The sequence below is a fragment of the Saccharothrix sp. NBAS 001 genome (assembly GCF_056640475.1).
The window spans coordinates 9,291,357-9,305,178 of the sequence record NZ_CM153251.1 but is presented as its reverse complement, the minus strand read 5'-3'; the positions used below and the strand labels follow the sequence as shown (position 1 = coordinate 9,305,178).

Here is a 13,822-nt window from a genome sequence, read left to right as displayed (position 1 = left end):
TGCAGACCCTGCCCGCTTGCCGCTGCGCACCGCAGCAGCCGTGCGGCTGGGCAACATGAGCTCGAAGCTGTCGCAGAAGATGGGCCTGGGCGCGGGCGGCATGATCGGTGGCCGCGTGGCGCTCAAGCTCGACCCGCAGGCGCTGGCGCACCTGACGTCCGGCCGTTCGGTCGCCCTGGTCACGGGCACCAACGGCAAGACCACGAGCACGATGATGCTCAGCCGCGCCATGTCGTACCTCGGGCAGATCGCGACCAACCACGGTGGCGCGAACATGCCGGACGGGCACGTGACGGCGCTGTCGAAGCAGCCCGACGCCCCGTACGCGGTGCTGGAGGTGGACGAGGGGTACTTCCCCGAGGTCTGCCGGGCGTCCGCGCCGGCGGTGGCCGTGCTGCTGAACCTGTCGCGCGACCAGCTCGACCGGGTCGGCGAGGTGCGGACCATCGAGAAGTCGCTGCGCACGGCGCTGACCGGCGTGCCCGGCGTGGTCGTGGCGAACTGCGACGACATCATGGTCACGTCCGCCGCGCGCGACGCGGGCCGCGTGGTGTGGGTCTCGACCGGCACCGGCTGGCACAACGACGCGGCGTCCTGCCCGCGGTGCGGCGACCCGATCCGCTGGCAGGGCGAGCACTGGCGGTGCACCGGCTGCGACCTGGCCCGGCCCCGGCCGGACTGGATCACCGGCGACGGCTTCCTGGTCACGCCCGAGGGCACGAAGGTGCCGCTGGCGCTGCGGCTGCCGGGCAAGTTCAACCAGGCCAACGCGGTGATGGCGGTCGCGGCGGCGTTCGCGCTGGGCGTGCCCGTGGCGGAAGCCGTGGAGCGGCTGCGCGGCGTGTCGAACGTGGCCGGGCGGTACCGGACGATCCAGCGCAGCGGCCACCGGGCGCGCCTGCTGCTGTCGAAGAACCCGGCGGGGTGGAGCGAGACGCTGACCGTGGTGCGCGAGGCGGACCACCCGGCGGTGCTGGTGATCAACGCCCAGGAAGCGGACGGGCGCGACCTGTCGTGGCTGTGGGACGTGCCGTTCGAGCGGCTGCGCGGCAGGCAGGTCATCGCGTCCGGCGAACGGGCGACGGACCTGGCGGTGCGCCTGACCTACGCCGAGGTCGAGCACACCATCGTGCCGGACCCGTTGCAGGCGATCGACGCCATGCCGGCCGGGCCGGTGGAGGTCATCGCCAACTACACCGCTTTCCGGGACCTGAACGCGAGGGCTGCCCAGTGACCGTGTCGATCGCGTTGGTGCTGCCCGACCTGCTGGGCACGTATGGCGACTTCGGCAACGCGGTGGTGCTGGAGAAGCGGATGACGTGGCGCGGCATCCCGGCCGAGATCGTCACGGTGCGGTTCGGCGAGTCGGTCCCGTCGTCGTGCGACATCTACGTGGTGGGCGGCGGCGAAGACACCGCGCAGACGCTGGCCGTCCGGCACCTCCGGGAGCACCCGGGGATGCAGCGGGCGGCCGAGCGGGGCGCGGTCGTGCTCGGGGTGTGCGCCGGGATCCAGATCTTCGGCGAGTCGTTCACGCGGGCGGACCAGGTGACGCACCAGGGGTTGGGGTTGATCGACTCGACCTCGCACGCGGGTGGCAGCCGGGCCATCGGCGAGGTCGTGGCGACGCCGGCCGACGGGTTGTTCGAGGGGATGCTGACGGGGTTCGAGAACCACCAGGGGCGGACGGTGCTCGGGCCGTCGGCCCGGCCGTTGGCCCACGTGAAGGTGGGGACGGGGAACGACGGGTCGGTGGAAGGCGCAGTGCAGGGGCGGATCCTGTGCACATACCTGCACGGGCCTGTGCTGCCGCGCAACCCTCAGTTGGCCGATTTGTTGATCAAGTGGGCTACCGGGGACGAGTTGGCGCCGTTGGACCTGCCGGCGGTGGACCGGCTGCGCAGTGAGCGTGCCAAGGCTGCCGGTGTGTGACGTTGGGCGTGTGGGTTCTGCGCGTGACGCTGGTGCGGTAGCGCAGTAGCGGTCCGAACTGCGCGGCGCGCGTGGCGCGGTGCCGCGTGGGTGACGTGTGCGGTGCCGCGCGATATGCGCGTTGTGTGTCGCGGTGTGTGTGTCGCGCGGTGCAGCGCGGTGCGGTTTGTGCGCACGTGGTGCGGTGTGGTCCGCGCGGTGCGTGTGGCGTGTGGTCCGCGCGGCGCGTGTGGCGTGTGGTCCGCGCGGCGCGTGTGGCGTGTGGTCCGCGCGGCGCGTGTGGCGTGTGGTCCGCGCGGCGCGTGTGGCGTGTGGTCCGCGCGGTGCGTGTGGCGCGGCGTGATGCGGTTCGTGGCGCACATGGCGCACGTGGTGCAGTGCGGCGCTGTGTGGCGCGTGCGGTGTCGTGTGTGTGGCGCGTGCGGTGCGGTTCGTTCTAGCCGTGTGGCCCAGCGCGGCGCGGCGTGTGGTGCGGCGCGGCGTGTGGTGCGGCGCGGTGTGTGGTGCGGATGAGTGTGGGTTCTTTAGGCTGGTCGGAGCGTTCTCAGCTTCGGGCGGCCTGATTGTCGGTGGTGCGTGGGATGATCGAGACGGGGGCCGGAGGCCACGCCTGTCGAATCAGGGGGTTTCGACCTGGGTTTTGCTTGGAGCCGGTTCTTTGTCATAAAAGCGTCCTCGCCGGACGGGCAGGCCGCCAAGGATGACGGAAAAGCGGTGGGCGTCGTGTCATCCCCGTATGGCCCGGTCGAAGACAACCACCCTTGAGTTGGGAGTGCAAGCGAAAAGCGTGCTTGCACTCCCAACTCAAGCGCGGTTCGCTGGCGCGCGGGCCATACGGGGATGACACGACGCAGGTTGAGTGGTGTGTGTTTTTTATGCCGGGACGCGGTCTCGGCGTGCGCGGGTGAGGGTGTAGTCCTCTGCCTTGACCGCTTTTGTCCTCATCCAGTAGCGCCAGGTGAAGCCTGGCCAGACCGTGCGGTTTATTCCCTGGGCGTCCAGGTACCAGCTCTTGCAGCCGCCTTCGGTCCAGACGCCCTTGGTCAGTTTTTGTTGCAGTTGTTTGTTGAACTTCGCCTGTACGTCTGGGCGGACGTCGAGTTCGTCGGCGTGGTGGCGGTCGAGGAGGTCCAGGCATTGGCGGACGTAGCGGATCTGGGATTCGATCATGAAGACTACCGAGTTGTGGCCGAGGCCGGTGTTCGGGCCGAGCAGGAAGAAGAGGTTCGGGAAGCCTGAGACGGTGATTCCGTAGTAGGTCTCGATGCCCTTTTCTTTCCACAGCTTGGACAGGTCCCTGCCGTCTTTGCCCTGGATGTCGAGGTAGTCGAAGCTGTCCACGACGTGGAAGCCGGTGCCGTAGACGATCGCGTCGACCTTGTGCTCGACGCCGGCTTTGTCGATGATGCTGTTCGCCTTCACCTCGGCGATGCCGTCGGTGTTCAGGTCGACCGTGGGCTTCATGAGAGCCGGGTAGTAGTCGTTCGAGATGAGCACCCGCTTGCAGCCCATGGTGTAGTCGGGCTTCAGCTTGGCGCGCAGTTCCCGGTCCGGGACCTGGGAGCGCATGTGGCGTTTGGCGATGTTCTGCGCCAGTTCCATGATCTTCGGGTTGACCGCGAAGCCCAGGGCGCTGGATTCCCTCGTCCAGTAGACGAAATTCCGGTACAGCCGCTGGGTGACCGGGACCGCGCGGAAGAGTTTCTGCTCCCACGTGTTGATCGCCCGGTCCACCTTGGGCATGATCCACGGCGGCGTGCGCTGGAAGAGGGTCAGCTTTTCCACGTCGTCCGCGATTCGGGGCACGAATTGGATGGCCGACGCACCGGTGCCGACCACGGCGATCTTCTTGCCCTTGAGGTCGTAGGAGTGGTCCCACTCCGCCGAGTGGAAGGTCTTGCCCTTGAACTTCTCGATTCCCGGCAGGTTCGGGACGTTCGGGATGTGCAGGGCGCCGACGCCGGCGACCACGGCTTTCGCGGTGTAGGTGTCGCCGGTCGACGTCTTGACGTGCCAGACCTTGGCGTCCTCGTCCCACTTGGCGCCGTCGACCTTGGTGTTGAACCGGATGTGCTCGCGCAGCCGGTACTTGTCGGCGACCTTCTTCAGGTAGTCCCAGATCTCCGGCTGCTTCGCGAACATCCTCGACCACTTGGGGTTGAGTTCGAACGAGAACGAGTACATGTGCGACGGCACGTCGCACGCGCAGCCGGGGTACGAGTTGTCCCGCCAGGTGCCGCCCAGGTCGCCCGCCTTCTCCAGCACGACGAAGTCGCGTTCGCCCGTGCGCTTCAGCTCGATCGCCATGCCCAGGCCCGAGAAACCCGTGCCGACGACCAGGACCTTGACCTCTCGGTGCATCCCGTCCTCCAAGTCCGGCTGCATACTGCCCAGTAGGTTACTCGAAGTAAGTTACCTGCGGTAGTCTCGGCTCGTGACCACGACGGAGCCGCGCCGCAAGCGGATGCCCAAGGCGCAGCGCAAGGCGCAGATGCTCGACGTCGCCGAACGGGTCTTCGCCGAGCGGGGCTACCTGGCGGCGTCGATGGACGAGATCGCCGAGCGCGTGGGCGTGTCGAAGCCGATGCTCTACGAGTACTACGGCTCCAAGGAGGGCCTGCTCATCGGGTGCATCCACCGCGCCCGCACCGAACTCCTCGAACGCACGCAGCTCGCGATCGCGGGAGCGACCTCGGCGGAGGAGATGCTGCGGCTGGGGCTGTCGGCGTTCTTCGAGTTCATCGCCGAGCACAACCGGTCGTGGTCGTTGCTGCGCCAGGAGGCCGCCGTGACGGTGCCGTCGGCGGTGGAGGAGATCGAGGGGATCCGGCGGCAGCAGACGGACCTGATCGCGGCGGTCATCGCGAGTTTCGACAGCGACGTGGATCCGATCGAGGCGGAGGCGTTCGCGGAGATCGTGGTCGGGGCGACGGAGCGGCTGGCGCTGTGGTGTGAGCGGCGTCCGGAGGTGGGGCCGGAATTGGCCACGACCTACGTGATGGAAGTGGTGTGGAGGGGTGTGGCTGGTCGGTTGGGTGGCTGATCGGTTGAGTGGCTGATCGGTTGAGTGGCTGGTCTGTCCGGTGGGTGATCTGCTCGGTGGGTGATCTGCTCGGTGGGTGATCTGCTCGACGGATGATCTGTTTGATCGGTGAAGGCTGGTTGTCCGGGGTTGTTCCGGGGTTATTTTGGCGTTATGACACTGGGGGTTCGTCGGGCCGAGGACGTGGAACGGCTGCCGGCGGTCGGGGGTTGGTATTCGATCAGGCTGGCCGGGACCGATACGGGTGGACGGCTGGCGGTGGTCGAGTTGACGTTGGACGCGGGCGCGTTGGGGGCTGCGCCGCACGTTCACCACGGGCACGAAGAGGACTTCGTGGTGTTGGACGGGGAGATCACGTTCGACACTGCGGATGGTGGTGTGGCGATCGGGGCGGGCGGGTCGTTGGCCGTGCCGCGTGGGACGCCGCACGGGTTTCGCAACGACACCGCCGTGGCGGCCCGTTGTCTGATGGTGTTCACGCCGGCCGGGTACGAGGACTATTTCCGCGAGGTGTCGCGGATGGTGGCGACTGGACATGAACCGACTGCGGCGGAACTGGACGCATTGCGGGCTGATTTTCAGACCACGCGGTGGGAGCGGGAAGTGTGAGGGCGCGGGTGCCGGCCGGGTGTGGGGCTGACGGGGTCGGCGGGGCCTCGCGGCCTCGGTGGCGGCGCGGTCCCCGTGGTGATCATGCCGACGGGTTCGGTATTCCACAGGTCTGAGTCGCCAGTCGGCGGCTGTCGCGGAGGGACGACGGGGGGCGGGCGGCAGGTGACCCACGGGCAGTGGGGACGTCCGCGCGGGGCCGGCGGTGGCGTGGTGATCTTGGACTTGCGCGTGCAGGACGGTGAACCTGATCTTTCGCCCGTCCGAGTACACGATGCCGCCAAGATGGCCGTCACCTGGGAACTGGGGTCTTGCGACCATTTGGTGGGCATACGCCGCCGAACGAGGTCTTGGGCATTGAGGAACGTAACCCACTGCTCGTTGGTCAAACTCCGTCATACATCGGATGTTTTGGTGTTCGCAAGGCTGTCTAGGTTGAGACTGGCTGCTTCCACGGTCATGACTTTGAGGAACTCTCCCCTGTTCACGTCAGAGCTTGCATGGTGACGTGCGGCGACCTTGGGGTACGTCGGTGTACAGGTGCCGGTAGAGATAGGTAGGAGCTTTTGGTGCTCCTATGCAAGAGTTCGCCGGAGGGGACAACAGGCGAGGCGGTTCGTCACCTCTTCGAGGGACTCACGTCTCGATCACGGAGAAATGCGGGTCAGATAGGGGCTAGGACGGAGGTCATGCCATGCCCGCACAGCCCCTTACCGCGAACTACCGGCGCAACGGCGAAGACTGGGCGGTGACCGTGCGAGCCGGGGACCGGTCGCTCGACGCCACCGCGCCCGGCCTGATCGCGGCCCGCGTCCAGGCCGATCTGCTGGCCGACGAACTCACCGGAGGTCGCAACGGTCGGACCGTGGTGCATATGCTCGACGGTGACGCGTTCGCGTTCTCCGTGGTGTACCTGCACACGCGCCACGGATTGGCCGTGCCGCCGAGCCGGGCACCCGACGCGAGCACCCCTCATGACCAGGTAATCGAGGCCTGAGACCGGGCGCTCCCCGCCTAGGATGTCCGGCCAAAGGCGAACGGGAGCGCAGACATGGCCACACCGGTGTACAGCGGGGCGGCACGGACCCCGCAGCGAGGCAGACCCAGGGACGCCAGCCGCGACGACGCGTTGCGCCAGGCCGCGCTGGAGGTGATGGCGGAGGTCGGCTATCGCGCGCTGACCATGGACGCCGTCGCCGCGCGGGCGCGGGCGGGCAAGGCCACCATCTACCGACGGTGGGAGTCCAAGCTCGACCTGGTCATCGACACGTGCACGCACCTCGCGGCGGAGAACCTGGCGGAGCCGGACAGCGGGTCGCTCGCGGGCGACCTGCGGGAGTTCCTGGCGTCGTTCGCGGCCTTCCTGTCGGGTCCGATCGGCAAGGCGGCGCAGGCGCTGGTGGGCGAGCTGCCGCACGAGCCGGAGCTGGCGACGGCGTTCCGGGAGACGTTCCTGATCGCGCAGCGCGACGTGCTGCGGCGCATCCTGGAGCGCGCCGACGACCGGGGCGAGCTGCGCGAGGACGCGTCCCGCGGCATGGCCGTGGAACTCGCCGGCGCGGCCCTGATCTACCGGCTGATGCTCACCGGCGATCCGCTGGACCTGGCGTTCGTCGACCGGGTGGTCGAGCAGGTGCTACTACCCCTCGTCGCCAAGGGGCAGTAGCGCCGGTCAGCGGAACAGCTTGCGCAGCAAGGCGAACCCGACGAGCACGGCCACCGCGATCAGCGAGTACCGGATCTTGGGTTCGTCGAGCTTCGCGCGCACGCTGTCCTTGCCCGCCTCGACGAAGCGCGTGGGGTTGGCCCTCGTGCCCAGCTCGTCCAAGGTCGCGGCCAGCGCGTCACGAGCCTGCTCGATCTCGCGCTGGATGGTGTCGGGGTCGCGAGCCACAGTCTCCTCCTAGCAGCGGTCTGCAGGTAACCGTAGTTGAGGCGGGGAGCCGACGTTGACCGGCGTGGCGGTGAAGTGATCGTAACGACGTTTTCAACCGGCGGCGGGAGCTGTGCGGCGGGCCGGACCGGGCGTGGCGTCCCTGGTTCCGGCCCGTCCGGGGCTGCCGATAGGCTTGCCGGCGCGGGGCCGTAGCCCAATTGGCAGAGGCACACGGTTTAGGTCCGTGCCAGTGAGAGTTCGAGTCTCTCCGGCCCCACAACCAGCAGCGACAGACACGCACCGCGAGCCCTCTGGGGCAGATATGGGGCACAGCGCTCGCCCAGTCTGACGACAAGGCCCCCAGGCGCAACCTGCACCTGGGGGCCTCTGCGTTGCTCACTGATCCATTAGTTGATGGACCTCACACGCCCGAGGAACACCTCGAACGAGGCCCGTGGCACGTTCAGAAGCGGGCCGCGAGAGTTTTTTGAGTCCCGCAGCGCCGCGCGGTCGCCAGCCATGGCGACCTCCACGCAGTTGCCATTTTCGCCGCTGGATCGACTGGACTTGCGCCAGCGTAGGAGGAGGTCGGTCATCCCAACCCCTTTCAGTCGTTGCTCCCAAGTGCGCTGACCAGCGTATCCAGCGCAGCCCGAGTCTCCTCGGGTGATAGAGCGCACGTACTGATCTGCTCGAACAACTCCACGTGTGCCCCGACCTCTTGAGGCTTCTCGTAGTAGGTCGCCGACAGCCACGCTTCGGCGTACGCGACATCGAAACCCGGTGCCGCGTCGAACCTCAGCACGGAGAACGCGTAGCCCATGCCCCGGTACGGCCCAAACGACTTCGGCATGATCTGGATGGACACGTGCGGCTGCCGGGACATGTCGAGCAGGTGCGAAACCTGCTCGCGGGTGACGCTCTCGCCGCCCACCACGCGATCGAACATGCCCTCATCGAGCACGACCCTCAATCGCAGCGGGGCCGAACCTGTGAGCCGACGCTGACGTTCGGTTCGCAGTTCGACGGCCTGGCGAAGCTCCTCTTCGGACGCGTCCGGCTTCGACACGAGGCGGACCGCGCGCACGTAGTCGGGTATTTGCAGCAGGCCCGGAGCGAACTCCGTCTCGACGGCGAGCACCTCGGTGGCGTAGGACTCCAGCCGAATGAAGTCCTTGGCGAAGTCGGCGGCTACCTCGGCGTGGGCGACGAGCAGGCCACGCTGGTTGCTCTCACGCGCCATCCGCAGCAGCATGTCCAGCTCCGGTGACGCCACGCCGTAGGCACCCGCCAGCAGTCTCACGTTCTTCTCCAGGATCGCCTGCTCAGCGTTCTCGATCTTCGAGATGGTCGAGCGACTCAAGCCGCTGGCGCGGACGACATCGTCCTGAGTCAGTCCCGCTTCGTCTCGTAGCTCGGCGAGGCGGTACGCCAACTGGCGGCGCCGGATCGGAGGCGCGGGCTTCGGGTCGTCAGGCATGGCTCTCCTCGGATCAAGACCAGACGTCAGTCTGCCTGCCCGCGTAACCCAACGGGGAGCAGGTTCACTCGAACGGCATGTTCCTCATGCTACGTTCGTCACGCTACATTTTCGTCTGCCCGGTACTCCGGGTGGCCGAGCCCCGCTTCCGCTACTCCCAAGTGCTGGAAGCGGGGCGAGGTCCGAAGACTCAGTATCCGCCTGGGAGGGGCAGCGCCGTGGCCGTTGATTTCCAAGGGGTGAACCGGATCGAGGCGGTTGACGAGAACGGTTCTCCCACGGGTCTGCTGGTCGGATGGACAGCACAGGGTGACATGGTGGTGGCGATCGCGGCTGGCGAGGATCGCTTGGTCGCCCTCCTCGACACCGCCGGCATGGCGGAACTGCACCGCCATCTCCGCGAGGCCACTATTCAGGCGTCGCTACGAACCGACCGGCACTGACATGTTCGGCCCGCTGGACACCCGCCTGATCGTGCTGCTGGTGACGCACGCCGACGTGCTGCTGATCCTGGCCGGCATGGCGGTGTCGATCGGTCTGACGCTCGCCCTCCCCTTGTACTACGACCACCAGCGGCGCAAGGTGTTCGCGCTGATCCGGGCGGATCTCGCCGCCCGCTTCGCCGACGACCACTCCCCCGATCTGCCCGTCACGCCTCCAACCAGTGGCGGGCACTCCACACCCGGGCCAGGTACCCCCGACCCTGGCCCGGGTGTGGCAACCAAGCCGGTTCGCCGCGCCGTGTCCTACAAGGGCCGGCACCGCCGGGGCGGGGTGGCGGCGTGATGGCCGGGGAACTGTCCTTCGCGGCAGGCGACCCGTACCGGCTGCACGAACTGCGCGCACAGGGCGTGTGGCCGGTGTGGCACCTCGTGTACGACGGCATCGACACCGCCGCCATGGGCTTGATCGCCCAACGCTCGTGGCTCGGCACCGGCTGCCTGGACCACCTGCACGTCGTCGGCCCCGAGATGGCGTTCGCCCGGCGCGAGCGGGTGGTCGAGGACGACAGCGAGGCGGACACGACGACCACGTCCGAGTGGGACTGCGCGGGGCCTCTCGCCGCGGTGGTCGCGGCGCTGCTCGAACTCCCGCCGCCCGAGGCTTGAGCCGGGCGTGGCTCCCTCATGAGCACCGGGGCAACGGGTGCTCGGGCTCCTCTCCCGCTCCCCCGGGAGAGGAGCCCCTCTACTCCGCTCCCCTGAGTTCCCGGGCCGGTCTCGCGCAGGTCGGTCCGGAGGGCGCCCGTCGCGACGGGCGCGGGGTCGTCCCTCCGTGAGCAGCTGCGGAGGGCCGGCCCCACCCAGTCCCGAGTGTCGAGAGGAGACGGTGATGCAGGTGCTGCGCGAGGCGTGGGCGCGGATAGTGGCGTGGCTGCGTCGCACCGCCTACTCCCCGCCTCTGGACACAGAGGACGACGAGGACACGCGGCAGACGTGGTAACGAACCACCCAGCCTCCGCGAGATCACACCAAACGCCTACATGGAGGTAGATCGTGGACGTCGACTCGCGCGCCCTGCTCGGCTGGGCCAGCCTCGCACTGATCGTCGGCGCGCTGTTGTTCGGCCTCATCCCGACCAGCGTCACGGTCTCGGGCAGCGACAAGTCCTGCGGCGCGGCGCTGTTCCCGAGCTACGGGTCCGGGTTGTCGCTGAGCAACGACGAGATCCGTGAGAAGTGCCGGGACGCGATCGGCCCGCGCGGAAACCTCAGCCTGACCCTGCTCCTCCTCGGCGGTGGCGGGGGCCTGGCGTGGGTGGCGACCGGAGGACAGCGCGCGACCGCGGCGGCCACCGCCGCCCAGCCTCCCGCAGCCGGGTAGCCGACCGCATTTCTGCGGCTTAGTCTCACTCGCATGGCATACGTGGTGAGGCACCGCACGACCGGCACCGTCCTGACCTCGTGCCTTGACGGGCGCCGGGCCCGCGCGATCGCCGCGTCCGGAGAGCAGTGGGTCGTCCGCGAGGACCTCAACTCGCGGCACTGCTACTGGTGGGTGGGTCGCCTGCGACTCGGGCAGGCGCACCCGTACGACATGGAGGCGCGGGCCCGGTTGGACGCGGAGCGGGACCGACTGGTCGCCGAGTTCAGCCGGTAGCCGCGATCGAGAACCCCGTGTCGCCGGCCAAGAACTCCGGCGTGAACGTGGACAACTCGACGCCACCAGCCTCGAACACGTGGACCACCCGGCCGTCCGGCAGAACGTGCCAGGCCCCACCGACCAGCACCCGCCCGGTCTCCTCGTAGACCGCCGTGGCGGTGGAAAGTTCGGCGCGCAGGGCGTCTCGCTGATCGGCGCTCAGGTGGGTCCACATAAATGCGGAGTGTAGGGCGTCCATTCGAGTGACCCGGCCAGCAACCTTACAGTGGAGACTGTAAGGTTGGGTCATGGCGACGCACACCCGACCGGGCACCGGCAAACCGACCTACCGGCTGCCCGCCGAGAACCTCCACCTCGGCCCGGACGCCGAGACCGCCCGCTCCGTGTTCTGGGGACTGGTCGCCGAACGGGTCGCACGCATCAAGGGGCGTGAGGCCCCCACCGGCGTGGACCACCGGCGGCTGGCCGCCGCGCGGGCCCAGCTGTGCGACACCGAGGCCGGAGAGCTGCTGGAGGTCGCGGTGGCCCAGGCCGGGACCGTCGGCCTGCCGTGGACCAGGCAGTGGGAGGACCTCACCGCGGCGGAGCGCCGGGTCGACCGGCTCACCGTCGACTGGGACCTGGTCGTCGCGCTGCACGCGGTGCAGGCGCGTTGGGCCGAACCGCACCAGCCGGTCGGGCAGCCCGACCTGTGTCGCCACGGCGTCCCGTTCACCGCCACCTGCCCCGAATGCGAGGCCGACGCATGACCCCCGACGACTTCCCCAACGAGCACGAGGTCCGCGACACCCCCGACGACGAGTTGCTGGAGTACGTGCGCAACGGCGCGCTGTCGGAGCAGGCGGTGCGCGGCGAGGTCCACCGCCGCCACCCCACGCTGCGCTGGATCGCCTACCTGGCCGGCCGCTCCTACGACACCGACATCGACGCGGCCGGCGGCCACCCGAGCGTGATGCGGCTCCGGCTCGCCCCCAAGTCCGCGACGACCCTCGCGCTGGAGTCCGCCTACGACGCGGCCGTGGCCGTCCTGCTCGGGCAGGCCCCTCCCGAGCGCCCCACGCTCGGCCTGGCCGAGTTCGCCGCGCTTGCCGGCGTCGCCCCCGGCACGCTGACCGGCTACGTGGCCAGGGGTCAGGCACCGGGCCGGTACCGCTACAACCTCGCCACCGGGCGCGCGGAATGGGACCGCGACGTCGCGCACGCCTGGGTCAGGCACCGCGTCGGTCAGGGCGCGCGGACCGACCGCGCCCTGACCGAACCTCCCGGTCAGCACCTCGGATAGGTTGCCGCCCGGTGTTCCCCGCCCTGGTGGGGGTTCCACACCGACCTTCGGAAGGACCGCCATGAACGACCGCCGCCACGACCGACCGGTGCCCGCCCCCCGGTTCGAGACGATCCCCGCCCGGCAGCACCACCTGTTCGGGCTGCCCGGCCATTCAGTGGTGTACGACCGCTGGTACCGGATCGTGGTCCGGGTCGACGGGCGACCGCCCGCCGCCCTGCCCGACGCCGAGGCGACCGCGCTGGCCGCCCGGCTGGAGACCGACTACCGCCAAGCCGTGACCGCCGGCCGGCTGGCCGCCGACGGCACGCCGCCCGAGGGCGGGTGCGACGAGTTCATGCTGGAGGACCAGGTCGTCGCGCGCCTGCACGCCCTCGGCTGGGACACGCTGCTCAAGGGAGACTGGCCGGTCGACGCCACGCTCGCCTGCGTGGCCGGCCGGATCGCCGACCGGTTCGCCGCCGAGCGGTACGACCTGCTCGGCGACGCCCCGACCCAGACCCTCGCCGACGTCCCGGACAGCGAGTTCGACCGCGCGGCCCGCGACGTCCTCGACCACGAGGGAGCCCTGCCGCCCAAACAGTGGAACCACCTGCGGGTCACCTACAACGACGCCGACCGCCGGCTCGAACCGGTCATCGGACCGGGCGGGCTCACCCAAGCCCAGGCCCACGCCGAGGTTCTGGGCCAGCTCGACCGCGCCGGACACGCCGAACTCGCCGAGCTGTGGCGCGACGGGACCAAGGACCGCACCGTCACCGCGGACCGCGGCCGCCAGTTGTGGACGATCTACGACCACCCCGCCGGCCAGCACCCCCACCGCGCCGCCCTGATCTGGCTGGCGGACTACGCCGAACGGTTCCGCGCGGACGACGGCCGCTGACCCGACCGTCCGCCGTTCCCCGCACGGGCGGGGGTGAACGATCCGCAGTCCCCGCCTCGCGGGGTCGCGCCCACTCACCGTTGAGGACCGCAGGAGAACATCCATGCCCACGCCCCTCCCTCCGATCCCGGCCCCGGCTCGCAACGTCGCGGACCGGGAGCGCTGGAACCGGGAGTACGACGAATACCTCGCCGCACTGATCGCCGGACTGCCGACCCTGGCCGACTACCAGGCCGACCCCGCGCGGCCGATGCCGATCCCGGGCGACCGGCGGCTGGTCGGCATGCCGCTGACCTTCGTGGAGCGCCTGGTCCGGACGTGCCTCGCGGCCGGGTACTCCTCGGACCTCCCGCTCGTGCACACCGGCTGGACGTCGGGCCACTGGGGCACGACCTCCGGGCCGCTGCCCACGTACCGCCTGCCGGACCCGCACGGCGTCGGGCAGAGCGGCTGGAGCTTCGCGCTGGGCGACCTGCCGGAGCAGATCGCGATGTCCCGCCTGGGCCACGTCTACCGCGTGACCCCGACCGAGTGCGTGCGCATCGACGACCAGGACGAGGAACGCTGACCGCCCGACACGACGACGCCCCGCCACTCCGGCGGGCGTGATCACGA

General features: G+C 69.4%; 20 protein-coding genes and 1 tRNA gene. 16 read left to right on the top strand and 5 right to left on the bottom strand.

Annotated elements, in window-relative coordinates:
• Positions 1–16 precede the first annotated feature (16 nt).
• Together AC0HI0_RS42010 and AC0HI0_RS42005 are read left to right on the top strand one after the other, a co-directional pair.
• On the top strand, positions 17–1,234 hold the full coding sequence (locus AC0HI0_RS42010) for a MurT ligase domain-containing protein (RefSeq protein ID WP_480929033.1): 1,218 nt from the start codon (positions 17–19) through the stop codon (positions 1,232–1,234).
• On the top strand, positions 1,231–1,932 hold the full coding sequence (locus AC0HI0_RS42005) for a type 1 glutamine amidotransferase (protein WP_480929032.1): 702 nt from the start codon (positions 1,231–1,233) through the stop codon (positions 1,930–1,932). The genes AC0HI0_RS42010 and AC0HI0_RS42005 overlap by 4 nt, the downstream gene beginning before the upstream one ends.
• Before the next feature lie 873 nt (positions 1,933–2,805).
• On the opposite strand, the gene AC0HI0_RS42000 is transcribed toward AC0HI0_RS42005, so the two are convergent.
• Positions 2,806–4,293 (bottom strand): flavin-containing monooxygenase, encoded by a 1,488-nt coding sequence (locus AC0HI0_RS42000; RefSeq protein WP_480934506.1) that lies wholly within the window; start codon positions 4,291–4,293, stop codon positions 2,806–2,808.
• 103 nt (positions 4,294–4,396) lie between these two features.
• Between AC0HI0_RS42000 and AC0HI0_RS41995 the strand changes: the two genes are divergently transcribed.
• The 4 genes from AC0HI0_RS41995 (at position 4,397) to AC0HI0_RS41980 (ending at position 7,250) form a co-directional block, all read left to right on the top strand.
• The gene (locus AC0HI0_RS41995) at positions 4,397–4,975 is read left to right on the top strand and encodes a TetR/AcrR family transcriptional regulator (protein ID WP_480934505.1); all 579 of its coding nucleotides are present in this window, start codon (positions 4,397–4,399) and stop codon (positions 4,973–4,975) included.
• A gap of 108 nt (positions 4,976–5,083) precedes the next feature.
• On the top strand, positions 5,084–5,584 hold the full coding sequence (locus AC0HI0_RS41990) for a cupin domain-containing protein (protein WP_480929031.1): 501 nt from the start codon (positions 5,084–5,086) through the stop codon (positions 5,582–5,584).
• Between the two features lie 694 nt (positions 5,585–6,278).
• The gene (locus AC0HI0_RS41985) at positions 6,279–6,581 is read left to right on the top strand and encodes a hypothetical protein (protein WP_480929030.1); all 303 of its coding nucleotides are present in this window, start codon (positions 6,279–6,281) and stop codon (positions 6,579–6,581) included.
• 54 nt (positions 6,582–6,635) lie between these two features.
• On the top strand, positions 6,636–7,250 hold the full coding sequence (locus AC0HI0_RS41980) for a TetR/AcrR family transcriptional regulator (protein ID WP_480929029.1): 615 nt from the start codon (positions 6,636–6,638) through the stop codon (positions 7,248–7,250).
• 6 nt (positions 7,251–7,256) lie between these two features.
• Here the strand turns inward: AC0HI0_RS41980 and AC0HI0_RS41975 are convergent, their stop codons facing one another.
• A complete protein-coding gene (locus AC0HI0_RS41975; RefSeq protein ID WP_480929028.1) occupies positions 7,257–7,478 on the bottom strand; it encodes a DUF3618 domain-containing protein in 222 nt (73 codons plus the stop codon).
• 185 nt (positions 7,479–7,663) lie between these two features.
• Here AC0HI0_RS41975 and AC0HI0_RS41970 point away from each other — a divergent pair.
• Positions 7,664–7,737, top strand: a tRNA-Leu gene (locus tag AC0HI0_RS41970).
• Between the two features lie 130 nt (positions 7,738–7,867).
• On the opposite strand, the gene AC0HI0_RS41965 is transcribed toward AC0HI0_RS41970, so the two are convergent.
• Complete coding sequence (locus tag AC0HI0_RS41965) at positions 7,868–8,056, bottom strand: DUF397 domain-containing protein (protein WP_480929027.1); 189 nt, start codon at positions 8,054–8,056, stop codon at positions 7,868–7,870.
• 11 nt (positions 8,057–8,067) lie between these two features.
• The gene (locus AC0HI0_RS41960) at positions 8,068–8,940 is read right to left on the bottom strand and encodes a helix-turn-helix domain-containing protein (RefSeq protein ID WP_480929026.1); all 873 of its coding nucleotides are present in this window, start codon (positions 8,938–8,940) and stop codon (positions 8,068–8,070) included.
• A gap of 218 nt (positions 8,941–9,158) precedes the next feature.
• Here AC0HI0_RS41960 and AC0HI0_RS41955 point away from each other — a divergent pair, with 218 nt between their 5' ends.
• The 5 genes from AC0HI0_RS41955 (at position 9,159) to AC0HI0_RS41935 (ending at position 11,039) form a co-directional block, all read left to right on the top strand.
• The gene (locus tag AC0HI0_RS41955; RefSeq protein ID WP_480929025.1) at positions 9,159–9,383 is read left to right on the top strand and encodes a hypothetical protein; all 225 of its coding nucleotides are present in this window, start codon (positions 9,159–9,161) and stop codon (positions 9,381–9,383) included.
• Position 9,384: 1 nt separating this feature from the next.
• The gene (locus AC0HI0_RS41950) at positions 9,385–9,726 is read left to right on the top strand and encodes a hypothetical protein (RefSeq protein WP_480929024.1); all 342 of its coding nucleotides are present in this window, start codon (positions 9,385–9,387) and stop codon (positions 9,724–9,726) included.
• Positions 9,726–10,049: a hypothetical protein gene (locus tag AC0HI0_RS41945; RefSeq protein WP_480929023.1), complete on the top strand. Its 324-nt coding sequence runs from the start codon at positions 9,726–9,728 to the stop codon at positions 10,047–10,049. The genes AC0HI0_RS41950 and AC0HI0_RS41945 overlap by 1 nt, the downstream gene beginning before the upstream one ends.
• Positions 10,050–10,436: 387 nt before the next feature.
• Positions 10,437–10,763 carry a hypothetical protein gene (locus AC0HI0_RS41940; protein WP_480929022.1) on the top strand — a complete coding sequence of 109 codons (327 nt, stop codon included), beginning with the start codon at positions 10,437–10,439 and terminating at the stop codon, positions 10,761–10,763.
• Positions 10,764–10,796: 33 nt separating this feature from the next.
• Complete coding sequence (locus AC0HI0_RS41935; RefSeq protein ID WP_480929021.1) at positions 10,797–11,039, top strand: hypothetical protein; 243 nt, start codon at positions 10,797–10,799, stop codon at positions 11,037–11,039.
• Here the strand turns inward: AC0HI0_RS41935 and AC0HI0_RS41930 are convergent.
• Positions 11,029–11,256 (bottom strand): hypothetical protein, encoded by a 228-nt coding sequence (locus tag AC0HI0_RS41930; RefSeq protein WP_480929020.1) that lies wholly within the window; start codon positions 11,254–11,256, stop codon positions 11,029–11,031. The two genes, AC0HI0_RS41935 and AC0HI0_RS41930, sit on opposite strands and share 11 nt — an antisense overlap.
• A 73-nt stretch (positions 11,257–11,329) precedes the next feature.
• Here AC0HI0_RS41930 and AC0HI0_RS41925 point away from each other — a divergent pair, with 73 nt between their 5' ends.
• The 4 genes from AC0HI0_RS41925 to AC0HI0_RS41910 all read left to right on the top strand — a co-directional run bounded on the left by AC0HI0_RS41925 (position 11,330) and on the right by AC0HI0_RS41910 (position 13,775).
• Positions 11,330–11,791, top strand: coding sequence for a hypothetical protein (locus AC0HI0_RS41925; RefSeq protein WP_480929019.1), 462 nt, complete (start codon positions 11,330–11,332; stop codon positions 11,789–11,791).
• On the top strand, positions 11,788–12,324 hold the full coding sequence (locus AC0HI0_RS41920) for a hypothetical protein (protein WP_480929018.1): 537 nt from the start codon (positions 11,788–11,790) through the stop codon (positions 12,322–12,324). The genes AC0HI0_RS41925 and AC0HI0_RS41920 overlap by 4 nt, the downstream gene beginning before the upstream one ends.
• A 61-nt stretch (positions 12,325–12,385) precedes the next feature.
• On the top strand, positions 12,386–13,207 hold the full coding sequence (locus AC0HI0_RS41915) for a hypothetical protein (RefSeq protein WP_480929017.1): 822 nt from the start codon (positions 12,386–12,388) through the stop codon (positions 13,205–13,207).
• Between the two features lie 103 nt (positions 13,208–13,310).
• Complete coding sequence (locus tag AC0HI0_RS41910) at positions 13,311–13,775, top strand: hypothetical protein (protein WP_480929016.1); 465 nt, start codon at positions 13,311–13,313, stop codon at positions 13,773–13,775.
• Positions 13,776–13,822: the final 47 nt, after the last annotated feature.